Source organism: Haloactinopolyspora alba, from assembly GCF_003014555.1.
Taxonomy (GTDB): Bacteria; Actinomycetota; Actinomycetes; order Jiangellales; family Jiangellaceae; genus Haloactinopolyspora; species Haloactinopolyspora alba.
Genome location: NZ_PYGE01000017.1, coordinates 64,355 through 85,948, shown reverse-complemented (window position 1 = coordinate 85,948; position 21,594 = coordinate 64,355). Strand labels below are relative to the sequence as shown.

Sequence of the window (21,594 nt, the reverse complement as noted above, 5' to 3'; positions counted from 1 at the left end):
GGCCAAGTGATCGCGCTGGGGGTGAGTCACCGACCTGAGGCCGCCGAGCACTGACCGGTAGGTTGAATTCCATGGCGGTGAACAGGACCCAGGGCCGCGTCGCATGGCTGGCCAAGGCGGGATTCGCCGACACGGCCGCGGCAGAGCGAGAGCTGGACGGCTCGGCCCTGGCGGAGCTGGCCGACCGGTCCGACCTGGTCGCGGCCCTGGGCGCGGTGAGCGATCCGGACCTGGGGTTGCGCGAACTGGTCCGGCTGCTCGACGCGATGGGCCCGGGAGCCGACCGGGACGAGCTGCTCGACCAGCTCGCGATCGACACGTCGTGCCGGCGGAGGCTGCTGGCCGTACTGGGCTTCAGCTCGGCGTTCGCCGACCACCTGGTTCAGCACCCCGACCAGTGGCGCGAGCTTGGCGTCGCCGACGCTGCGGCCCGGCCCACGGCCGGTGAGCTGCGGGTGCGGCTGCTGGACGCGGTGGGCGGGGACACCGGTGCCGACGACCCGGTCGCTCAGGGCGACCGGACGACGCTGCTGGACGCGCTGCGGGTCGCCTACCGACGGCACGTTCTGGAGCTGGCGGCGCTCGACCTGGCCGACGGCCTGGAGGTCGCCGACGTCGCGGCGGAGCTGGCCGAACTGGCCGACGCGACCCTGGAGGCGGCCCTGGCCGTGGCTCGCTCCCAGCTCCCGGCGGAGGCGGTGCCCTGCCGGTTCGCCGTCATCGGGATGGGCAAGTGCGGCGGCCGCGAGCTGAACTACGTCTCCGACGTCGACGTGATCTTCGTCGCGGAGCCCGCGGACGGCGACGACCGCTCCGGCTGGCTGGCCACGGCGACGACGCTGGCGACCGAGTTGATGCGCGCGTGCTCCGAGCACACCGCGCAGGGCACCATCTGGCCGGTCGACGCCGCGTTGCGGCCCGAGGGCAAGGCGGGTCCGCTGGTACGCACCGTCGCCAGCCACGTCGCGTACTACCGGGACTGGGCGAAGACGTGGGAGTTCCAGGCGTTGCTGAAGGCCCGGCCCGTCGCCGGCGACCGTGCCCTGGGCGAGCTGTACGTCGACGCCGTCCTGCCGATGGTGTGGGACGCGGCGGGACGGGAAGGCTTCGTCGGCGAGGTGCAGGCGATGCGCCGCAGGGTCGAGGACCACATCCGCCCGGCCGAGGTGGACCGCCAGCTCAAGCTCGGCCCGGGTGGTCTGCGCGACGTCGAGTTCGCCGTGCAGCTGCTGCAGCTGGTGCACGGCCGCGCAGACGAGTCGTTGCGGGCCTCGTCGACCCTGGACGCGCTGGGCGCGCTCACCGGCGGCGGATACGTCGGACGCAACGACGGCGCGGTGCTCGATCATGCCTACCGGTTCCTGCGGATGCTGGAGCATCGGATCCAGCTGCGGCGGCTGCGCCGCACCCACGTGGTGCCCGACGCCGACGAGCAGTTGCGCGTCATCGCCCGGTCGCTGGGGATGCGCCACCCGGGCGAGCTGGTCGAGCAGTGGCGGCAGCAGGCGCAGGAGGTGCGCCGGCTGCACGAGAAGATCTTCTACCGCCCGCTGTTGTCGGCAGTCGCACGGCTGCCCGGAGACGAAGTCACGCTCAGCCCGGACGCCGCGCTCGCCCGGTTGAAGGCGCTCGGCTACGTCGACCCGGCCGGTGCGCTGCGACACATCGAGGCGCTCACCGTCGGCGTCTCGCGGCGGGCGTCGATTCAGCGCACGCTGCTGCCGGTGCTCCTGGGGTGGTTCGCGGACGCGCCGCAGCCCGACGTCGGGCTGGCCGGCTTCCGCAAGGTCAGCGATGCGCTGGGAACCACGCCGTGGTATCTGCGGCTGTTGCGTGACGACAACGCTGCGGCCGAGCGGATGTCGCGGGTGCTGGCGTCCGGGCGCTACACGACCGAGCTGCTGCTGCGCGCACCGGGCGCGGTGGCGATGCTGGGCGACGACGCGGAGCTGCGCCCGCGGGAGCGCGAGCCGCTGGAGCGGGAGGTGCTCGCCGGCGTACAGCGCCACGACGACCCGGAGGACGCCATCGGCGTGGTGCGTGCCATGCGCCGGCGCGAGCTGCTCCGCGTCAGCGTGTCGGACCTGGTCGGCATCAGCACCGTCGACGAGGTCGGCGCCGGCTTGACAGCGGTTGCCGAGGCAACGCTCGCGGGTGCGTTGTCGGCGGCGATCCGTGCCGTCGAAGCGGGCCGGGGCGGGCCACTGCCCACCAGGATCGCCGTCGTCGCCATGGGCCGGCTCGGCGGACGCGAGATGGGCTACGCCTCCGACGCCGACGTGCTGTACGTGCACTCGCCGGTGCCCGAGGCGGACGAGCCCGAGGCGGCAGCGGCGGCGCTCGCCGTCGCGAACGAGATGACCCGCCTGCTGGCCCTGCCGTCGCCGGAACCCTCACTGACCGTCGACGCCGCGCTGCGGCCCGAGGGCAAGCAGGGCCCACTGGTCCGGACTCTGCCCTCGTACGCCGCCTACTACGAGCGGTGGAGCGAGGTCTGGGAGCGGCAGGCGCTGCTGCGTGCGGCGCCGTGCTGCGGAGATCCGGAGCTGCTGCGCCGGTTCGAGGCGCTGATCGACCCGCTGCGGTGGCCCGCCGGCGGGCTGGGCGACACGCAGGTCCGCGAGGTCCGCCGGATCAAGGCGCGGGTGGAGTCCGAGCGGCTGCCACGGGGCGCCGACCCGTCCACGCATCTGAAGCTGGGCCCGGGCGGGCTGGCCGACGTGGAGTGGTGCGCCCAACTGCTGCAGCTGCGGCACGCCTCGACGGTGCCGGCACTGCGGACCACGTCCACGCCGGGTGCGCTGAACGCGGCGGCCGGCGCCGGGCTGCTGGACCGCGTCGACGAGGAGGCGCTGCTGACCGCGTGGCGCAGAGCCTCGGCCATCCGCAACGCGACGGTCCTGGTGACCGGGCGGCCGTCGGACATGATCCCGAAGGATCCGGCCACCCTGTCGGCGGTGTCGCAGGTGCTGGGGTACGCGGTGGGCGAGACGACCACGTTCGTGGACGACCAGCATCGGGTGGCGCGGCAGGCGCGTGCCGTCGTCGAGCGGGTCTTCTACGAGGACCCGCACTGATATACGTTTCCCGGTATGGACACGGGGTGGTGGGGTGCCCGGCCCCGGTAGCAGCATTGTCCATCGATACGCTTCGACACAGACACGACGCCGAGCGGCCCGGAGGCTCCCGTATGACGAACGTACCCACTCGCGCTGACCGCTTCTCGTTCGGACTGTGGACCGTCGGCTGGCGGGCCCAGGACCCGTTCGGTGACGCCACCCGGCCGGCTCTGGACCCGGTGGAGGCGGTGCACCGGTTGTCCGAGCTGGGCGCGTACGGAGTGACGTTCCATGACGACGATCTGATCCCGTTCGGAACGGACACCGCCGAACGAGATCGCCTGATCGCCCGGTTCACGTCCGCGCTGGACGAGACCGGGTTGGTGGTGCCGATGGCCACCACCAACCTGTTCCACCACCCGGCGTTCAAAGAGGGCGGTCTGACCAGCAACGACCGCGGAGTGCGCCGGTTCGCGCTGCGAAAGGTGCTGCGCAACGTCGACCTCGCCGCGCAGCTTGGCGCCTCGACCTACGTCATGTGGGGCGGCCGCGAGGGCTCGGAGTCCGACGGCGCCAAGGACGTCGCGGCGGCTCTGGAGCGCTACCGCGAGGCCGTCGACCTGATCGCCGAGTACATCGTCGACCACGACTACGGCCTGCGGCTGGCGCTGGAGCCCAAGCCGAACGAGCCGCGCGGAGACATCCTGCTGCCGACCGTCGGACACGCGCTCGGGTTCATCTCGACGCTCGAGCACGCCGACATGGTCGGCCTGAACCCGGAGGTCGGCCACGAGCAGATGGCCGGCCTGAACTACGTGCACGGCATCGCCCAGGCCATGTGGCAGGGCAAGCTGTTCCACCTGGACCTCAACGGCCAGCGCGGCATCAAGTACGACCAGGATCTGGTGTTCGGCCACGGCGACCTGCTCAACGCGTTCTTCCTGGTCGATCTGCTGGAGAACGGCCCCGTCGGCGGCGGTCCGGCGTACGACGGTCCGCGGCACTTCGACTACAAGCCGCTGCGCACCGAGGACATCGACGGGGTGTGGGACTCCGCGGCCGCGAACATGCGGACGTACCTGCTGCTCAAGGAACGTGCCGCGGCGTTCCGCGCCGATCCGGAGGTTGCCGAGGCGATGGCCACGACACAGGTCCGCGAGCTGGCGCGGCCGACCCTGGCCGAGGGCGAGGGCTACAAGCAGCTGCTGGCCGACGAATCGGCGTTCGAGACGTTCGACGCCGACGCCGCCGGCGCCCAGGGCTACGGCGTCGTCCGGCTGAACCAACTCGCCGTGGAACACGTGCTCGGCGCCCGCTGAGACGTAGCTGCCGCCACCGGCGGGGTGTCGGTGGCGGACGACGTGCGCGGCGGCGCCGTGCGAGGATCGTTGCCATCATGGAGAAGCGGATCACCCTCGCCGACGTGGCCGCGCACGCGGGTGTGTCGCGCGCGGCCGCGTCCCTGGTGCTGCGGGGGACGGGCCGGATCAGCGACCAGACCCGCGACCGGGTCCTCGAGTCGATGCGCGAGCTGGGCTACGTGTATCACCGCGGAGCGGCCTCACTGCGTCACCACCGGACGCAGACGGTCGGTCTGCTGCTGCCGGACCTGTCCAATCCGTTCAACGCCGAGTTCACCAACGGCCTCGAGAGCGTGCTCACCGAGGCGGGCGTGGTGACCCTGATGGTCAACACGTTCGAGCGGCCGCAGCGCCAGGCACGGCTGCTGGAGGCGCTGCTCGAGCGGCAGGTCGACAGCGTGGTCGTGGTGCCGGCCTACGGCACCGAGGAACTTCCGCTGCAGCGCATGCAGGCGACCGGGGTGGCGTGTGTGCTGGCCGTGCGTGACCTCGGTGTTCCGGACGTGCCGTTCGTGGGCGTCGACAACATCCGGGGTGGGCAGATCGCCGGTCAGCACCTGCTCGACCACGGTTGCCGCCGGCTGGCCTTCCTGGGCGGACTGCCGAACCTCGGGCCACGCCAGGACCGGTTCGACGGGCTCCGCCGGGCGGTCGCGTCGTCAGAGGAGGCGCACCTGGTGGCGGACGTGCCCGGCCCGATGACCGCACTGTCGGGGCAGGAGCTCGCGGAGCATCTGCTGAGCGTGGAGCCGTTCCCGGATGGCGTGCTGTGTCACCACGACCAGACCGCGTTCGGTCTGATGCGGGCGTTGCGCAAGACCGGGCACGACGTCAGCCATGGCGGCATCCGGGTCATCGGATTCGACGACGTGGCCGAGGCCGCGTTGTGGGAACCGCCGCTGACCAGTGTTTCAGCGTCCGGAACACAGCTCGGCAGGAACGTGGCCGACGTCTTGCTGAAGGGCACCGACGACCCGAAAGGGCCCGGCAGCCGGCAGTTGCTCGGGCCCTCGCTGGTCGTGCGCGAGTCGTGCGGTACCCACCGCGACGAGTGACCAGGAGGGCACGGTGAAGCCTGGCAGCTGTGCCGGGGGAGCGTCACGCTGCGGGAACGAAGGTCGTTGGCGTGGTGGACGATCTCGACGTCGGATCGGTCGGTGGTCCGGGCGGAAGCGGTGCCGCTAGGGCTCGGGTGCCTGAATGTGGACGGGTGACACGGCGCGCAACGGTTGCCATACATGTCACGCCTCGGACGCGAAGCACCTGGCTGCCGTGACGACCAGCGGACAGTCTCGAGGGGGCGGCTCCGGCAAGCGTTTGAGCAGGCATCGTCAACCTCCGGTTCCAGCGGCCGCTGACGGGTGGAGCCCGTCGACCGTGGACTTCACACCGGTGTCAACTGTAAGACTGGGTGCCGGCGGACGAACCTCGGAGGTCTCGTGCGCATTGGTGAGCTAGCGGATGCCAGCGGTGTCAGCACCTGTTCGCCGCCGGCCTGTACAGCGCCACCATCAACGAACTGCTCCCGTGCCTGGAGGCCCCACCCGAGGAACGCACGGGCGTGATGGAGCGGTTGCTCGCCCAGCAAGTTGAGCGTCTCGAGGCCATGCGACGCGACATCGATCGCGAGCTCGACACCCTGCAGGCACTCCGCATCGAGACCGCCGCGCGCGGCGCAGTGTGATCGACGAGTATTGACATCGCTGTGACGTAGCTGACAGGGTCCGGTAGATCGATCTAGCACCCCGCCGCCAGCGATCGGAGCGCGTCGATGACTACCGAGACCAGCACGTCCACCGGCCGAGTGCCGCTCCAGCGTCCGTACCGGCCGCCGCGAAAACGCGGAACGACGAGCATCTGGAGGCGTGGGCTCTCCGGGCGGGCCACGTTCGTGATCGGCGTCGCCTCGTCGGCGACACTCGTTGCCGTCTGGCACCTGCTGTCGGCGACCGCGTTGGTCTCGCCGCTGCTGCTGCCACCGCCGCTGCGGGTCGCCGAGACGTTCTGGCAGTTCCTCACCGCCGAGTACCTCGGCGAGACCCTGGTCGGGCACACCGCCGCCAGCATGACCATCGTGGCCGGCGGATGGTTGCTCGGCGGTCTGGTCGGGCTGCCACTGGGGATTCTGATCGGGTGGTCCGATCGGGTCCGCTGGCTGGTGTTCCCGCTGTTCCAGCTGCTGCGTCCGGTGCCGCCGCTGGCCTGGATCCCCCTGGCGATCGTGTGGCTGGGCATCGGTGACCCGGCGCGCATCTTCGTGGTGTTCCTGTCCGCCGTCGTGCCGTGGACGATCAACTCGATGGCTGCCGTGTCGTCGGTCGACCCGCTGCTCATCCGGGCCGCCCGCACGCTGGGTGCCGGCGACGGCAGCATCCTGCGGCGGGTCGTCATCCACACCGCCACCCCGACCCTGGTCGCTGGGGCACGGATCGCCCTGGGCAACGCGTGGACGACGCTGATCGCCGCGGAACTGCTCGCGGCGTCGGCCGGGCTCGGGTTCGTGGCGTTGAACGCGTCGCAGACATTGAGCTCGGACATCCTGCTGGTGTCGATGGGGATCATCGGCGTCCTCGGAGCACTGTTCTCCGCGATCCTGCGCGGCGTCGGGCGTGCCGTCGCTCCGTGGGCGAAGGAGGCGTGAACCGCATGGCCACAACAGATGTGAAGGCTCCGCGCAGGGCGAGTGAAGCAGGGCCCGCCCTCGACGTCCGTACCCGAGCCCGTAACCACGCGATCGCGTCGATCGGCTCCGTCCTGCTCGTGTGGCTGCTGGTCACCTCGGTGTTCGGGCTCCTGGACCCGGAGACGCTGCCGTCGCCGCTCGACGTCGCACGAGCCATCGCCACCCTCGCGGTGGACCCGTTCAGCGGCAGCACCCTGTTCGGGCACGTCGCCTCGTCGGTTCAGCGCTGGGGGCTTGGTGTGCTCGCCGCCGTGCTGATCGGGGTTCCGACGGGCGCGTTGCTGGCGTGGATACCGCCGGTACGTGCCGCCGTGACGCCGGTGTTCGAGCTGCTGCGCTACATTCCGCCGTTCGCGTGGATCCCACTGGCCGTGCTGTGGTTCGGCGCGGGCCTGACGGCACAGTCGGCCGTGGTGTTCGTGGCGGCGTTCCCACCCATGGTGATCAACGCTCAGCTCGGCGTCGCGCAGGTCGACCCGCTGCTGGACAAGGCCGCACGGGCGCTGGGCGCGTCGTCGGCCACGACGCTGGCGCGGGTGGTGTTCCCGGTCGCGACCCCGTCCGCGCTCGCCGGTGTGCGCATCGGTCTCAGCAACGGCTGGATGGCGCTCATCGGCGCCGAGCTGGTCGTCGGTAGCGAAGGCCTCGGATTCGTGATCTCTCAGGCACAGAGCAACGGCGAGACCGAGGTGATCGTCGCCGGAATGGTCTGCATAGGCGTTCTGGGGATGTTGTTCGATCTCGCGCTGCAGAAGTTGTCCGCGCGCGCCCTACGGTGGCACGCCTGAATTCCGGAGGATACGTGACTCACAGCACCGCAAACCGAACTCGCGGACCGGTCACAGGTTCGCCGACGACCGGAAACGGCCACGACCCCAAACTCGAGATCCGGGGTGTCACCAAGAATTTCGTCACTCGCGCGGGTGAGGTCGACGCTCTGGCGAGCTGCGACCTCGCGCTCGAGCAGGGCGAGTTTCTCACCATCGTGGGGCCGTCGGGGTGCGGCAAGTCGACCCTGATGATGGTCGCCGCCGGCCTGGACGAGGCCTCGTCCGGCAGCATCCTGGTGGACGGCGAGCCGGCCGGCGGCCCGGGGCCGCAGCGCAGCGTCGTGTTCCAGAGGTTCGCGCTGTTCCCTTCCCGGACCGTGGCCGACAACATCTGTTTCGGGATGCAACAGGCACGCGTGCCCAAGCCCGAGCAGGCGGAACGGCTGGAGGAACAGCTCACCCTGATGGGGCTCGGGAAGTTCCGCGACTCCTACCCGCACGAGCTCTCCGGCGGGATGCAGCAGCGGGTGGCGATCGCCCGGTCGCTGGTGCTGCGACCGGAGATCCTGCTGATGGACGAGCCCTTCGGTGCGCTGGACGCCCAGACCCGCCTGCTGTTGCAGGAGGAGCTCGTGCGGCTGCGTCAGGTGCACCGGTTCACCGTCCTGTTCATTACGCACAGCGTCGAGGAAGCGGTGTACCTCGCCGACCGCGTCGCCGTCATGACACGACGTCCGGGCGCGATCAAGACGGTGATCGACGTGCCCGGCGATGCCGAGTGGCGCAGCAGCGACATCGAGACCGCCATGGGCCATCCGGAGTTCACCCAGCTTCGCCAGCGCGTCTGGAAGTTGGTGAAGGAAGAGATCGTCGCGTCGTAGCCCCGCTCACTGCGAGTGCTGGAGGTATGTGTGAACGCCACTCGAACGAGGTTCTTCATGTGTGGCGCCGTGGCGGTGTCGCTCGGCCTGACCGGCTGCGCGGCCGACTCGGGAGCCACGACGACGGAGGCCGGAATCACCGAGATCAGCCTGACGAGCCAGCCGAACGAGACCGGATTCGCTCAATGGCTCGCCGACGAGCTGGGATATTACGAGGACAACGGACTGGACGTGGACATCGAGTACGCCTCCAGCGGACCCGCGGCGCTCGCTGCGGGCTCCGCCGGAGACTGGCAGGCGGGCTGGACCGGCGGACCTCCGGCGTTGACCGGATGGGACAAGTTCGAACTGATCTCCGTCGGCACCCAACTGCGTGAGGACACCAACCTCATCCTCTTCATCAGTGCGGACGCGCTCGAGGGCAGCTCGCCTGCGGAGGTCCTGGCCGCCGAACCGGTGGCGACCGTCGCCAACAGCACCAGCTCGCAGATGCTGTTCGCCTGTGCGGAGTCCCTCGGCGTCTCCGACGAGAACCTGGAGGTCGTCCCGCTGGATCCGCCGGGGGTGATCCAGGCGATGCAGGCCGGCCGCGTCGTGGCGGGCACCGGCTTCTCGTCGCCGAACTGGCCCCTGGTGAGCAGCGACGAGTACGTGCAGGTCTGCAACGGTGCCGAGGCCGGCACCGCGATCGTCGACCCGTGGATCGTGACGAAGAGCTTCTGGGAGCAGCAGCCGGAGGCCGCGGCGGCCTTCGTGGACGCGTCGTACCGGGCGGCGTCCTACATCAACCAGAACCCGGACAAGGCCGTCGAGCACCTTTTGGACTTCTATGAGGAAGTGGGCGTGGAGGGCTCGCGTGAGCAGGCGGCTTATGCGCTGTCCGTGCGCGAGTGGCTGTCCCTGGAGGAAGCGGTCCAGGCCGCCGACAACGGTGCGACCGAGGACGCCATGCAAGGCACCGCCGACTTCTTCGTCGACCAGGGTGTCTACCTGACCAGCCCGGACGTGCCCGGAATGGTCACCCAGGGTCGCGAGGTGCTGGAAGCCGCCACCGAGTACCGACAACGAAACCGACCGTGACGTACCGGTGCGGCGCGCACCTAGTACACCGAAACGAGATCACGACGAGGAGCGCAACGTGAGCACGGATGGCAATCACAGCCCGGACGGGTTCCAGGGCACGATCGGCACGACCTACCAGGACTCGACGCCGTGGTGGCCGCCCGAGACGGGTCCGGCGCCGGGGACACCGAACGTGGTGCTGGTGTTGTTCGACGACGTCGGATTCTCCAGCCTCGGCTGCTACGGGAGTGAGATCGCCACACCGACGCTCGACGCTCTCGCCGCGCGTGGTCTGCGCTACAACAACTTCCACACGACGGCGTTGTGCTCGCCGACCCGCGCCTCGCTGCTGACCGGACGTAACCACCACTCGGTGGGAATGTCGATCATCTCCAACGCCGACAGCGGATATCCCAGCAAGCGGGGTGCCGTGTGCCACGAGGCGGGCACCCTGGCCGAGATGCTGCGGGCACAGGGCCACCACACGATGGCGGTCGGCAAGTGGCATCTGGCACCGGCCGATCAGACGTCCGCGGCGGGCCCTTACGACCAGTGGCCGCTGGGACGCGGGTTCGACCGCTTCTACGGTTTCATGGACGCGTTGACCGACCAGTTCCATCCGGAGCTGGTCCACGACAACCATCGGGTGGACCCTCCGAAGTCACCGGAAGAGGGGTACACGTTCAACGAGGACATGATCGACCACGCGATCTCGTTCACGACCGACCAGGTCTCGGTGGCTCCCGAGCAGCCGTTCTTCCTGTACCTCGCTCCAGGAGCGGCCCACTCGCCGCACCAGGCTCCGCAGGAGTACCTGGACCGCTACCGCGGCGCCTACGACCGCGGCTGGGACGAGGTCAGGGCCGAGCGGTTCGAGCGGCAGAAGGCGATGGGGCTGATCCCCGCGGACACCGACCTTCCGCCGCGTAACCCGGGGGTGCAGGCCTGGGACGAGCTCAGCGAGGACCAGCGGCGGGTCTATGCACGCCTGCAGGAAGCCTTCGCCGCGTTCGTCGAGCACACCGACCACGAGCTGGGGCGGCTGGTCGAGCACCTGGAACGTCTCGGCCAGCTCGACGACACCGTGTTCGTCCTGCTCTCCGACAACGGTGCGAGCCAGGAGGGTCAGATCAACGGCTCGGTGAACACCGGCTTCTACGAGAACTCCCAGGTCGATCCGCTGGAGTACAACCTCTCGCACCTCGACGACATCGGCACCGAACGGGCACAGAACAACTACCCGCTCGGCTGGGCGCAGGTCGGCAACACTCCGTTGAAGCGGTACAAGCAGAACACCCACGCCGGGGGCGTCCGCGACCCGCTGATCGTCAGCTGGCCACGCGGCATCTCCGAGCAAGGCGGCATCCGCACCCAGTTCCACCACGTCGTCGACATCGCGCCGACGCTGCTGGAGATACTCGGAGCGGAAGCGCCGGAGACGATCCGTGGCGTCCCACAGATGCCGCTGCACGGAACGAGCATGGCGTACACGTTCGACGCCGACGGGCCGACACGTAAGGAGTCCCAGTACTTCGAGATGTTCGGGTCCCGGGCGATCTGGCAGAACGGCTGGAAGGCCGTTGCTTTCCACGAGCCCGGGTCGGACTACGCCGACGACGTCTGGGAGCTGTACGACCTGACGGCGGACTTCTCCGAATGCCACGACCTGGCCGAACAGGAACCCGAACTCCTGCGGATGCTGGTGGAGGCCTGGTGGGAGGAGGCGCGTCGCTACGGTGTGCTCCCGCTGGACGACCGGCGCTTCGCCGAGCGTCGCGCCGAGGCACAAGCACGACGTCACTCGCCGCGTTCGCGGTCGACGTTCACGTACTACCCCGGCATGACACGGGTGCCCAGCGGAGTCGCGCCGTTCGTGCTGGACCGCTCGTACACGGTGACGGCGAGGGTTTCGCTCTCCGCGCCCGACGAGGGTGTGCTGGTTTCCTGCGGCAGCGTCTCCGGTGGATACGTCCTGTACGTGCAGAACGGCTTGCTGGTCCACGACTACAACTACTACGGCCGGATCTTCCGGGTCACGGCCGAGATCACCGGTACGGACGGGCAGCAGCCGACCGAGCACGAGCTGACCTACCGTTTCGACAAGAGCGGCGAGCTGAAGGGGACCGGCTCGCTGGCGATCGACGGCGTGGCTTCCGGTCACGTCGACATCCCGGAGACGTATCGGCACTTCATGGACTGGGCCGGCCTGGAGGTCGGCCGGGACGCGTTGTCGCCGGTCTCCGACGGCTATCGGGCGCCGTTCCCGTTCACCGGGACGATCCACCACGTCACCTTCGAGCTCGGCGACGACACCGACGGCGTCGATGACTACGAGCCGCAGGACTGATCGACCGGAACAGATGCCGCCGACCCGCCCGCTTGCTGAGTGGGCGGGTTCCGCGGTGACGCGGGACCGGTCCGCGCGCCGCGGCGCGGGAGCGCTGTTGCGGTCGGTGTCATAATGATGCTCATGCTGCGCATCCTGCTGCTCCTGCTCGCCGCGTGGATCGTGATCTCGGTCCTCGGCCTGATCATCAAGGGTCTGTTCTGGCTGTTCGTGCTGGGGGCGGTCCTGTTCGTCGCGACGTCCGTGTGGGGCTGGGTCAAGCGGAACAGCTGACACGTCCGGGCGTCACCGCGGCTGCTGGGCCGCGACGGTGGCGTCGGCCGGCCGCGCGGCGTCGGCCCGGCAGGCTCGCAGGTAGGCGGCGGGGGAGCTGCCGACGACCGCGCTGAAGTCGCGGGTGAAGTGCGCCTGGTCGACGTAGCCGAGCTGGGCGGCCAACGCGGAGATGTCGTCGACCGTGCCGTTGGCGAGCAGATCGGCGCCGTCGTGCAGGCGGCAGCGCTGCAGCACGTGTTTCGGCCCCACCCCGACGTAGCGGCGGAACAGCCGTTGCGCCGTCCGTGACGACAGACCGAACCGGGCGGTGACGTCGTCGACCCGGGTGAGGTTCCGGTCGGCGAGCATCGTGGCGACGATACGGACCACGAGGGCGAGCATCTCGTCGTCACGTTCGGGCCGTTGGCGCCGGACGAACGCCGCCACCAGCGCCCGCCGATGCCGGTCGGACTCGGCGTTCAGGACCGCGTCGGCCAGGGACGGCACCGCCGGCCCCATGACCTGCTCCAACGGGACCGTCTGGTCGGTGATCTCGGACGCTGCCAGGCCGGCGAGTGCGTGGAACCCGCCCGGACGGAACTTGAGGCCGAAGACCCATCCGCTGCCGGACAGTTCGTGCGCGGACAGTTGCCGGCCGACACCGTGCAGGTGGGCGCCGCCGTCATGGGTGAAGGTGAGGTTGATGCTGGGCGGGGGAATGACCCGCACCGCGTACTGATCGCGCGCGGGCCGGTCCCAGTGGACGGACCAGTACCGCTCGACATAGCCGGCGACGTCGTCGTCGGCACCGTACCGGCGGACGTCGACCTGACGTGCGACGTCGGCCGGGCGGAGGATGCCCTTGGTGCTGGCGGTCGGCCCGGTGAACATGTCGCCTTTCTACAAGACCGCACCGACAACGTCGCCCGAGACTGGGCGCCATGACGAACACAGTCGCACCGGTTCCCGCCGGATTCCACAGCCTGAACCCGTACATCGCCGTCGACGGCGCGGCCGAAGCGATCGACTTCTACCGGCGTGCCTTCGGCGCGAAACAGATCAGCCGCATGGACGGGCCGGACGGCACCGTCATGCACGCCGAGTTGCGCATCGGCGACTCCACGTTGCAGATGGGAGACCCGCTGCCCGAGTACGGGCTGATCGCACCTGGTGCCGACGGCGTCACGTCGGCGATCATGATCTACTGCGAGGACGTCGACGCGCTGTTCGCCCAGGCTGTCGAGGCCGGGGCGAGCGTGGTCACGGCCGTCAACGACTTCCCGTCGGGTGACCGGTACGGCACGGTCATGGACCCGTTCGGACACCGATGGAGTCTCGCGACCAGGGTCGAGGACGTCTCGCCGGAGGAAGCCGAGCGCCGCATCGCGGAGTGGATCGCCCAGCAGTCCTGATCCCGGCTCGAGTGCCGCCGGACGGGCCGCCCGTCACTCCACGAAGGGCGGCCCGTCACTCCACCAGGGACTGGACTTCACCGACCGGGACGGCGGTTTCCTCCCACGGGCTCGTGAGTTGCTCCGGCAAGCCGGGCAGCTCGAGCGGCTCCCCGGCGTTCTCGAACCGCACCGTGTAGACCAGCCGGGCCCGCGCGGTGTAGGCGGGGGAGCCGTCCACCTGGGCAGTCCCGTCGGTCGAAGCGTGTGGGTAGGCGTAGCGGCAGGTGTCCGTCTTGCTGGTCGCCCAGTCGCAGGTGATGATGTTGCTGCCGTCGCCGGGGTCGACCTCGATGTGGTCGGGCGTGGCGATCGCGACCACACCGAAGGCTGAGCTGCCGGTGATCTCGCCGTCGCCGGCGCCGTCGGCCCACCACCAGGTGTCGAGGTTGACGAACGTCCGCCCCGGCGGGTTGAACGCTAGTGTGAAGTCCGGAGTAGCCAGCAGCCCGTACGCCTCTCGCGCCTGTTCCTCGAGTGGAGGTTCTTCGGACTCGGTGGTCCAGTACCACTTGTCTTCGACGGTGCCGTCGGGATACCGGCACGACCGGTACGCCACGTGGGCGTCGGGGGAGGGCTTGGGGACTCCCTGGAGCTCGTCGGGGTCCTGCACGGCCGCTGGGTTGTTGCCCCAGCAGGCTGCCTCGCCCATGCAGAACTCGTCGTACTGTTCGTAGAACTCGCAGGTCGGCTCGTTCGTGCCTTCGTCCTGGTCGCCGTCACCCTCGTCCTCGTCACCAGGACAATGCGTCACCGTGACGATTTCACCGGTGGCCTCGTCCTTGTGGACCTCTGTCCAGCCGGGGGGAACGGAACACTCGGCGGCAGGTTGAATCTTCAGCGGCTCGTCGCCTGCAGCGGATTCGCCCGGGGCACCCGGCGCAGCGCCAGCGTACGGACCGTCGACGACCGACAAGGCCAGGAAGGCGGCCAGCGCCGCCACCACCAAGTTTAGGCACCGAGACTTCGACCAGTTCGTCAGCATGTCAAGCTCGACTCATCGACAGGGATGTAATTGACGATGATCCACCCGTTCTTAGTGCGTTTGGTGACGACACCGATGGGGCCGGGCTCTATGTCGTCAAAAGGGGGTTGCGTCTGACCTTGGACGACCACACCCCATTTGCGCTGGTCGACGCAAGCCTCGGCGCGGGCAGTGTCACCGTCGACGGTGACCTTTACCTCGCCGATCTTGGGCTTGCCGTAGCGGCGCTGTTCCTCGTCGACCATGCGCTGCACCCGGCCGACCCGTGACTCGAGAGCGTCGCCGGTGACGATTCCGTCGAAGAGTGCCGGGTCGGGGTTCGGGCCGTTCTCGGCGGTGATCACGGCGTCCCAATAATCGGCGTAGAGCTGCTTGATGGTAGCCACGTCGTCGGCCTTGGACGGTCCGGTGGGGCTCGCTGAGGAGGTGCCTGTCGGCGTCGGTCCCGCGGTGAGGCCGGCCGGTTCGTCTGGCGCATCGTCGGAGCAGCCAGCAACGCCGACGGCGAGGACAGCCGACATCGCAGCGGTGATCATCATCTGCCGGGGGCGCCTGGTGGGCGACAAGCCTCTTGCCTTTCGGTGTCGTGGACCGTCGGCACCACGTTAACGGGTGCGGGGGACACCGAGCCTGCCGGTCCGCCACAATCGACGTCCGGGTCTCGGCTGTCCAACGGTCAGCATGTCAGGCTCGATTCATTGACCGGGATGTGACTGACGATGATCCACTCGCAAGGCTGAGGCCAACTATGGCCGACGTCGCGGTGGTGATCATGAGGTGCCAGGGACGCCTGGTACGCGACAAGCCCGCTGCCTCTCCGTGCCGTCTGTACTACGTCAACGGGGCGGGACGATACGGAGCCGGCCGGGCGGTCGCAACTTCGGTCGACGGCTTACCCCAGGGGCCGGTCGCGAGCGTCATGGTGCGAGGCGGCCGTGAGCTCTGCTCGATGCTCAGCAGGTGATCGTAGCCTCGTCGGACGGGATCTGTTCGGTGACCAGCCACGTTTCGTCGGTGCGTTCGAGTGCGACCACCGATGGCCTCGGGTGCGGCGTCTGCGGGGGCGCAGTCGTGTCGCCGACGGCTGCACCCCAGGTCGAACTGTCGACACACACCTCGACGGTGGCGCTGTCGCCGTCGACTGTGATCGCCGGTTCGCCCAGTGTCGGAGCGCCGAGGCGACGGATGCCGTCCTCCTTCAGGCTGCCGACATCGGCGAGCTGAGTCTCCACAGCTGCGCCGGTCGCGATGCCGTCGAAAAGGCTGCGATCTGCTGTGGTCGGACGGTTCTCGGAGGTGATGACCGCGTCCCAGTACTCGGCATGGACCTGTCTGACGGCGGCGATGTCGGCAGCCTCGGACGGCCCGGTGGCGTTCGGTGTGGACAGGCTCGAGGCGGTCGGCTCGATGATTGAGCCGGCGGGCTCGTTCTTGGTGTCATCGGAGCAGCTCGCAAGGCTGAGGCCGACGATGGCCGACGTCGTGGTGGTGATCATGAGCTGCCAGGGACGCCTGGTACGCGACAAGCCTGTTGCCTTTCGGTGTCGTGGACCGCCGACGCTACGTTAACGGGTACGCAGGACAAGGAGCTCGCCGGTCCGCCAAAGGCGCAGCGGCTGTATGGGTCCGCGATCGTCACGCGAGCCAGCGGGCTGCGGCCTCGTAGGTACCCGCCGGGGTGCTGTTGAAAGCGATGGCTGCCTCGGGGGCGTGTCGGCGCACCAGGTTGATCACCAGTTCGAGTAGCTCTACTCGGTCGTCCGAGTGCCGCAGACCACCGCCGATAGTGACGCACTCCCACGCGTGCGCGCGCAGCGCATCCTCGACGACCGCCTCGATGTCGTCACTTCCATCGAGGCCGACAAGGCAGGTCTCGACACCTACGCCATGCTCCGCGAACTTCGCCAGCCCGACGTCGATCGCCTCGGCCACCGGTTCGGGGTCCCATGGCCCGGGCACCCGATACGGATCCAGCCCGAGGACGAGGACGCGGGGCTCGGCCCTGGTCTCCACGTCTGGATGGTAACGCGCCGTCTACCTGCCTCCTATGGGTGCGCCGCCGGAGGATCTTGCCGTCGACGAGGCGTGCCGCTCAGTGCGTCGCCCGAACGGATTTTGGCATCCGACGGTGGACGGCCGGGCCCGGTCTGCGGCGCACCGGCAACCACACGACCGCGTTCGGATGCGGGCATACGGGCTGGGAACCCCTAGCACAGTGCACGCATTGCCGACGAGCACCGGCATGGGGGCGGGCATACCTGTGCAACCTGCGCGATGCCGCAGTCAGGCGGCCGAGTGTCGCTGCTTCTCCTGCATCTGCTGGACCAACTCCATCAGGGGACTGAGAACCTCCTGAGCCGTCATCTGGATGGCATCGTGCACGACAGCCTTGAACTGGTCGGGGGTCATCACGACCATCTGTTCACCGTCCAGCCCAACGTCATCACGCGTCTCAGGGACACGCGGCGTGGCATCTGCAGCCCTGTCCAGCCCTTCAAGCGCGAAGCGGCGCATCAAAGCTGACGGGGTCATGTCGTTCTGCTCTGCCAGGACACGCAGCTCTTCCAGTCGATGGACCGGCATCCGGACCGAGTACACCAGAGACGGGTCTTTGCCACGGCTGCGGTTTTGGACGTAGGTAGCCTCCGTGTCCCGGCCAGCTTCGGATGCCTCGGTTTCCTCGGCAAGGATCTGCTCTGTATCTCTTGTGCCCACGTTGCTCACCCCTCCCTCTGGTGGTAAGCCCTCATGGCTGTTGAGTTTGCTGTCCACGCGTTCACACCGATCCATGAACCATCGATCTGGGGCAGGTTCACGGGCAGCAGTATGACAACCAGGACTCGGTTGGCGGACTCGCTGTATCCAACGACCCGGATCGTCTCCCCCGACTTGCTAGCTGGGTCGGGCGCAGCGACGATGCGCTCCTCGTCCACTGCCGCTTCTGTCGCCCACTCTGGCTCGACGTTGAAATCGCCCGGCTTGCGCGCTGAGCGGCTACGGATGTAGTCGCCTCGATGAGACCAGTCGATCTCTTCGATCGGGAGGTCCGTCGGCTCCCGGCCGTGGAATGTCTGACTGGCGCTCACGTAATACAGCGTATTACGGAGAGTCGACCCGGTCCAGGTCAGCAGGGCTGGGGCTCCAAATTCATTTAATCGGCCACGTGACGTCGTGGTCGTCTGCGCCGTGGACTGTCGGTCGCTGGCTGGCCGTTGTCACTGCTTGGCCGCGGCATCAGGACGTCGAAGGTGACCGCACGGCAGCGCGTCCGGAAGGTCTGTCCAAGCACGTCGGACCCCATCCAGATTGGCACAGGGAGCTCGTAGATCGCTGTGTTGAGCTGAACTACGCCCATCATCCTTCCTAGTAGTACTCCCGAACGTAGCCGAGGGCCTTCTCGAAGACGTCGTTGTCGCGGATCTTGAACTGGACGTAGAGCGTCTTGCGGAGGGCCTGGCGGACCTCTCGGTCGCCCTCGACGGTGTTCTGCCAGCCTTCGAAGCGGATGCCCCGGACGACCTCGTCGATGCGGTTCACGATGTTCTCGACGATGATGGGTGTGCCGTCGGTCTTGAGTGTCTCGAAGAGCTCGGTGAGGGCCGCTTTGCCGCGTTCCTCGCGAGGGATCTCGGCAACCTCCTTCTCCGCGGCGACGGTGTCGCGGGCGAGGTCGAGGAGCTCACGAAGGAAATCGAGGCTGGATTGCTGGATGTCGGCGTACTTCTCGCGGAGGGCGTTGAGGCGCTGTCCGAGCTCGATGAACTTGGGGTTGTTGAGGTGGCGGGCGATGCGGGCGCTGATCTGCTTCTCGATCTCCTCGACCGGGACGTCCTTCCCATCGCCGCTCATCAGGTCCCTGATGACGTCCTCGTTGAGGACGATGGTCTCCTCGGCGTCATTGGGCACCTCGACGGTGATGTGTTCGCTGACGAGTTCGGCGGTCTTGGGTCCGAGAGAGTGCCATACGAGTCGGCCGGTGATGTCGCTGGGACGCACCGACTCGTAGACGTCGGTGAGCCATCGATAGTCCGCTTGGTACTGGCTGAGGATCGGATCGGGGCTGATCGCCTCCCAGAGCTGCGACACGACGCTGTAGGCGAGCCCGAATGCGTCCTTCTGCGCCTCGTCGGCAATCGCTGCTTGGGCCTGCACCAACCCCTCGTAGCCACCGACGGTTCGATCGACGCCGGGGAAAAACGAGACTGCAGCCTCAATGGCCGGCATGAGCTCGGTTTTGAGCTGCTCGATGTTGCTGATCGGGATCGACGCGACCGCAAGTAGGCCGGCGACATCGAGCTCGGCGTCGGCGGTCACTCGGCGCACTCGATGCAGTAGACGATCTCGTCGGAACTGAACGGATCGTCGTAGTAGACGGTGACGTCGTGCACCGTGACGCGGCCGCAGTGGTCGCAATACTGGTGCCGGGTCGTGGCGAGTCGCATGGTGTCGTCCCTCAGCAGGTGTGCATCACTCCGGGTCAGACCGCGCTCCCCGTCGTCGGCCTGACGACCCTGGGCCAGGATGGCGACCGCGCTCGCGGCCTCGCGAAGAGTCGTCATGACGAGGTGTCGGCTCATGGCACGTATCGAAGCGCGACCGCGGCACGTGCCGTAAGGCGTGCGTGTGGGGCGGGGGCGTGCGTAGGGGGCGTGCGCCTTACGGAAGTCGTTGTAGTCTCCGAGCGCCCGTGTCAGGCTGCGGTGACCAGTTGGAAAGGTCATGCAATGCCGCGACAGAGGAACGAGCGTCTGGTCGAGCTGCTCGACGAGGCGGGGCTGACACACAAGGGCCTCGCCCGTCGCGTGGTCGAGCGAGCGCGCGCCGTCGGGTTGGAGGTCAGCTACGACCACAACAGCGTCCGGCGCTGGCTCGACGGCGATCAGCCTCGCTACCCGAGCCTGGTCGTGGAGGTGCTCACCGAGGCGCTGGGGCGACGTGTCACCGCCGGCGAGTGCGGCCTGAGCGGCGAGTCGGATCCGGTGGATGTCGGCCTCGAGTTCGGGCTGAGCTGGTCGGCCGGGCTGGACACCGCGACTGCCTTATGGAGAGGCGACGTGGAGCGGCGGCGGTTCCTGATCGGCGCGTCCTATGCGGTCGCTGTGTATCCCGCAGCGTCGATGCGGTGGCTCACGCTGCACGAGCCTGGACGTCCGACGCGGTCCAGCGGCCGTCGCGTCGGACGCAGCGACATTGATTCGATCACGTCGATGACGGCGTCGTTCAGGTCGCTGGACAACCAGGTCGGCGGCGGCCAGGTCCGGGCGACTGTGGCGCAGTACCTGCACTCGTCGGTGGCGCCGCTGCTGCGCGGTTCGTACACCGAACCGGTCGGCGCGGAACTGTTCGCCGCGGCGGCCGAGCTGACCAAGTTGGCCGGGTGGATGGCCTATGACCAAGAGGAACATGGCCTTGCACAGCGGTACTTGATCCAGGCGCTCCGGCTGGCCCGTACAGGCGGTAACGCTGGGCTCGGCGCGGAGATCCTGGCCGCGATGAGCCACCAGGCCACCTACGTAGGCCGGCCGGGCGACGCGGTCGACCTGGCACGCGCCGCACAGATCGGCGCCCGAAAGGCAGGGCTCGCTGCCCTGGAGTCTGAGTGCCATGTCGTCGAGGCTCACGGGCATGCCGCTCTCGACGACGCGTCCGCCTGTTCGTCTTCACTCACCCATGCGGAGCGAGCGTTCGACCGCTCCGACGCATCGCCGGACTGGCTGGCGTACTACGACGAGGCGTACCTGTCGGCGAAGATCGCGCACTGCTTCCGTGACCTTGGCGACGACGACCGCACAGCCACCTATGCCGAACGGTCTCTCGACATGGCCGACGGTTACCAGCGTGGCCGGTCGTTCAACCTCTGCCTACTGGCCGGCGCACACGCCGGGGACGATCCCCTCGAGGCTGTGCGTGTGGGTGAGCGGGTCGCGGACATCGTCGAAGGGCTGGGGTCGCGGCGCAGCCACAGCTACCTACGTGCAGTCAGGCACCGCCTCGCCGCGCACGACCAGATCCCGGAGGTAGCCGAGTTCCGTGACCGCGTCGCCGCGGTCACGGCGCGAGCGTGAGCGCGCGGTAGACCGCCACCACTGTCGCGGCGCCGACGATCTCGCCACGCTCGATCATGGTGGCGGCTTCCGGCAGGGTGAACCAGTCCAGCTTCTCGGCCTCGTTCACATCCGGGGCGGTGTCGGTTCGGTCCGCGCCGCGGGCCAGGTACACCTGTTGTGGCTGGTCGACTGATCCGATCGCCGGCTGGAACGTGGCCAGGTGCTCCATCGACCGTGGCCGCCACCCGGTCTCTTCTTCCACCTCGCGTGCCGCAGCCGCGGCAATGTCCTCGACGCCGTCGACGTATCCGCCGGGCAACTCCCACACCCACTGGTCGATGATGAACCGGTGTCGGTACATCAACAGCACCTGCTGCTGATCGTTGAACACGAGGGTCATCGCACACCGTGGCATTCGTGCGACGTACTGGGTGAAGCGCGTGCCATCGGGCAGCTCCACGTCCGCCGTGGACAACCGAATGTGCCGGTTCTCGTCCACGAGCTGCTCGCCATGAATCGTCCACTGAGTCTTCGCGCCAGTCACCCAACGAACGCTACGCGCCATCCCCCTCCGCCGATCCCTACCGGTGCACGTCGACGGGCTTGAGCCACGCGCCGTATGAATTCGGCATGCGTCTGCCATCACGACGCTGAACACGTACACGCAACTGTGGCCGGACGCGGACGAGTCCA

The 21,594-nt window shown here is 68.5% G+C and carries 22 protein-coding genes; 12 read left to right on the top strand and 10 right to left on the bottom strand.

Going from position 1 to position 21,594, the window contains the following annotated elements:
- The first annotated feature begins 71 nt into the window (after positions 1-71).
- The 10 genes from CLV30_RS19820 (at position 72) to CLV30_RS26650 (ending at position 12,436) form a co-directional block, all read left to right on the top strand.
- Positions 72-3,077: a bifunctional [glutamine synthetase] adenylyltransferase/[glutamine synthetase]-adenylyl-L-tyrosine phosphorylase gene (locus tag CLV30_RS19820; protein WP_106538969.1), complete on the top strand. Its 3,006-nt coding sequence runs from the start codon at positions 72-74 to the stop codon at positions 3,075-3,077.
- 113 nt (positions 3,078-3,190) lie between these two features.
- The gene (gene xylA, locus CLV30_RS19815) at positions 3,191-4,378 is read left to right on the top strand and encodes a xylose isomerase (RefSeq protein ID WP_106538968.1); all 1,188 of its coding nucleotides are present in this window, start codon (positions 3,191-3,193) and stop codon (positions 4,376-4,378) included.
- 77 nt (positions 4,379-4,455) lie between these two features.
- Positions 4,456-5,475: a LacI family DNA-binding transcriptional regulator gene (locus CLV30_RS19810; protein WP_106538967.1), complete on the top strand. Its 1,020-nt coding sequence runs from the start codon at positions 4,456-4,458 to the stop codon at positions 5,473-5,475.
- 506 nt (positions 5,476-5,981) lie between these two features.
- Entirely contained in the window at positions 5,982-6,104 is a 123-nt protein-coding gene (locus tag CLV30_RS27615; protein WP_276320026.1) for a hypothetical protein, read from the top strand.
- An 87-nt stretch (positions 6,105-6,191) separates the two neighbouring features.
- A complete protein-coding gene (locus tag CLV30_RS19800) occupies positions 6,192-7,061 on the top strand; it encodes an ABC transporter permease (RefSeq protein WP_106538966.1) in 870 nt (289 codons plus the stop codon).
- Between the two features lie 5 nt (positions 7,062-7,066).
- Positions 7,067-7,891, top strand: a complete 825-nt coding sequence (locus tag CLV30_RS19795; protein ID WP_129711122.1) for an ABC transporter permease — start codon at positions 7,067-7,069, stop codon at positions 7,889-7,891.
- 14 nt (positions 7,892-7,905) lie between these two features.
- Positions 7,906-8,754 (top strand): ABC transporter ATP-binding protein, encoded by an 849-nt coding sequence (locus CLV30_RS19790; protein WP_205741121.1) that lies wholly within the window; start codon positions 7,906-7,908, stop codon positions 8,752-8,754.
- 30 nt (positions 8,755-8,784) lie between these two features.
- The gene (locus CLV30_RS19785; RefSeq protein WP_129711123.1) at positions 8,785-9,834 is read left to right on the top strand and encodes an ABC transporter substrate-binding protein; all 1,050 of its coding nucleotides are present in this window, start codon (positions 8,785-8,787) and stop codon (positions 9,832-9,834) included.
- Positions 9,835-9,892: 58 nt separating this feature from the next.
- Entirely contained in the window at positions 9,893-12,163 is a 2,271-nt protein-coding gene (locus CLV30_RS19780; protein ID WP_106538963.1) for an arylsulfatase, read from the top strand.
- A gap of 123 nt (positions 12,164-12,286) precedes the next feature.
- Entirely contained in the window at positions 12,287-12,436 is a 150-nt protein-coding gene (locus tag CLV30_RS26650) for a hypothetical protein (protein WP_165358764.1), read from the top strand.
- Between the two features lie 12 nt (positions 12,437-12,448).
- On the opposite strand, the gene CLV30_RS19775 is transcribed toward CLV30_RS26650, so the two are convergent.
- Positions 12,449-13,309 carry a helix-turn-helix domain-containing protein gene (locus CLV30_RS19775; RefSeq protein WP_106538962.1) on the bottom strand — a complete coding sequence of 287 codons (861 nt, stop codon included), beginning with the start codon at positions 13,307-13,309 and terminating at the stop codon, positions 12,449-12,451.
- A 50-nt stretch (positions 13,310-13,359) separates the two neighbouring features.
- On the opposite strand from CLV30_RS19775, the gene CLV30_RS19770 reads away from it, so the two are divergent.
- The gene (locus tag CLV30_RS19770; RefSeq protein ID WP_106538961.1) at positions 13,360-13,830 is read left to right on the top strand and encodes a VOC family protein; all 471 of its coding nucleotides are present in this window, start codon (positions 13,360-13,362) and stop codon (positions 13,828-13,830) included.
- 55 nt (positions 13,831-13,885) lie between these two features.
- Here CLV30_RS19770 and CLV30_RS19765 read toward each other — a convergent pair whose 3' ends face one another.
- The 8 genes from CLV30_RS19765 to CLV30_RS19725 all read right to left on the bottom strand — a co-directional run bounded on the left by CLV30_RS19765 (position 13,886) and on the right by CLV30_RS19725 (position 19,431).
- The gene (locus CLV30_RS19765; protein ID WP_129711124.1) at positions 13,886-14,623 is read right to left on the bottom strand and encodes a hypothetical protein; all 738 of its coding nucleotides are present in this window, start codon (positions 14,621-14,623) and stop codon (positions 13,886-13,888) included.
- A 224-nt stretch (positions 14,624-14,847) separates the two neighbouring features.
- On the bottom strand, positions 14,848-15,393 hold the full coding sequence (locus tag CLV30_RS19760; RefSeq protein ID WP_106538959.1) for a hypothetical protein: 546 nt from the start codon (positions 15,391-15,393) through the stop codon (positions 14,848-14,850).
- Between the two features lie 414 nt (positions 15,394-15,807).
- Positions 15,808-16,350: a nuclear transport factor 2 family protein gene (locus CLV30_RS19750; protein ID WP_106538957.1), complete on the bottom strand. Its 543-nt coding sequence runs from the start codon at positions 16,348-16,350 to the stop codon at positions 15,808-15,810.
- 139 nt (positions 16,351-16,489) lie between these two features.
- Positions 16,490-16,867 carry a hypothetical protein gene (locus CLV30_RS19745; RefSeq protein WP_106538956.1) on the bottom strand — a complete coding sequence of 126 codons (378 nt, stop codon included), beginning with the start codon at positions 16,865-16,867 and terminating at the stop codon, positions 16,490-16,492.
- Between the two features lie 270 nt (positions 16,868-17,137).
- A complete protein-coding gene (locus CLV30_RS19740) occupies positions 17,138-17,578 on the bottom strand; it encodes a hypothetical protein (protein ID WP_106538955.1) in 441 nt (146 codons plus the stop codon).
- Complete coding sequence (locus tag CLV30_RS19735; RefSeq protein WP_106538954.1) at positions 17,575-17,940, bottom strand: transposase; 366 nt, start codon at positions 17,938-17,940, stop codon at positions 17,575-17,577. Before CLV30_RS19735 ends, CLV30_RS19740 begins: the two co-directional genes overlap by 4 nt.
- A 277-nt stretch (positions 17,941-18,217) precedes the next feature.
- Positions 18,218-19,168, bottom strand: coding sequence for an HsdR family type I site-specific deoxyribonuclease (locus tag CLV30_RS19730; RefSeq protein WP_205741122.1), 951 nt, complete (start codon positions 19,166-19,168; stop codon positions 18,218-18,220).
- Positions 19,165-19,431 (bottom strand): hypothetical protein, encoded by a 267-nt coding sequence (locus tag CLV30_RS19725; protein WP_106538953.1) that lies wholly within the window; start codon positions 19,429-19,431, stop codon positions 19,165-19,167. The genes CLV30_RS19730 and CLV30_RS19725 overlap by 4 nt, the downstream gene beginning before the upstream one ends.
- Positions 19,432-19,578: 147 nt before the next feature.
- On the opposite strand from CLV30_RS19725, the gene CLV30_RS19720 reads away from it, so the two are divergent.
- Entirely contained in the window at positions 19,579-20,919 is a 1,341-nt protein-coding gene (locus CLV30_RS19720) for an NsdA family TPR-like regulatory protein (RefSeq protein WP_106538952.1), read from the top strand.
- Here the strand turns inward: CLV30_RS19720 and CLV30_RS19715 are convergent.
- A complete protein-coding gene (locus tag CLV30_RS19715; protein WP_106538951.1) occupies positions 20,903-21,466 on the bottom strand; it encodes an NUDIX domain-containing protein in 564 nt (187 codons plus the stop codon). The genes CLV30_RS19720 and CLV30_RS19715 overlap by 17 nt on opposite strands.
- Between the last annotated feature and the right edge of the window lie 128 nt (positions 21,467-21,594).

Coding starts and splice junctions, on each gene's coding strand:
- CLV30_RS19820 (WP_106538969.1), top strand. CDS start 72: ATGGCGGTGAACAGGACCCAGGGCCGCGTCGCATGGCTGGCCAAGGCG.
- xylA (WP_106538968.1), top strand. CDS start 3,191: ATGACGAACGTACCCACTCGCGCTGACCGCTTCTCGTTCGGACTGTGG.
- CLV30_RS19810 (WP_106538967.1), top strand. CDS start 4,456: ATGGAGAAGCGGATCACCCTCGCCGACGTGGCCGCGCACGCGGGTGTG.
- CLV30_RS19800 (WP_106538966.1), top strand. CDS start 6,192: ATGACTACCGAGACCAGCACGTCCACCGGCCGAGTGCCGCTCCAGCGT.
- CLV30_RS19795 (WP_129711122.1), top strand. CDS start 7,067: ATGGCCACAACAGATGTGAAGGCTCCGCGCAGGGCGAGTGAAGCAGGG.
- CLV30_RS26650 (WP_165358764.1), top strand. CDS start 12,287: ATGCTGCGCATCCTGCTGCTCCTGCTCGCCGCGTGGATCGTGATCTCG.
- CLV30_RS19775 (WP_106538962.1), bottom strand. CDS start 13,309: ATGTTCACCGGGCCGACCGCCAGCACCAAGGGCATCCTCCGCCCGGCC.
- CLV30_RS19770 (WP_106538961.1), top strand. CDS start 13,360: ATGACGAACACAGTCGCACCGGTTCCCGCCGGATTCCACAGCCTGAAC.
- CLV30_RS19760 (WP_106538959.1), bottom strand. CDS start 15,393: ATGATGATCACCGCTGCGATGTCGGCTGTCCTCGCCGTCGGCGTTGCT.
- CLV30_RS19750 (WP_106538957.1), bottom strand. CDS start 16,350: ATGATCACCACCACGACGTCGGCCATCGTCGGCCTCAGCCTTGCGAGC.
- CLV30_RS19725 (WP_106538953.1), bottom strand. CDS start 19,431: ATGAGCCGACACCTCGTCATGACGACTCTTCGCGAGGCCGCGAGCGCG.
- CLV30_RS19720 (WP_106538952.1), top strand. CDS start 19,579: ATGCCGCGACAGAGGAACGAGCGTCTGGTCGAGCTGCTCGACGAGGCG.
- CLV30_RS19715 (WP_106538951.1), bottom strand. CDS start 21,466: ATGGCGCGTAGCGTTCGTTGGGTGACTGGCGCGAAGACTCAGTGGACG.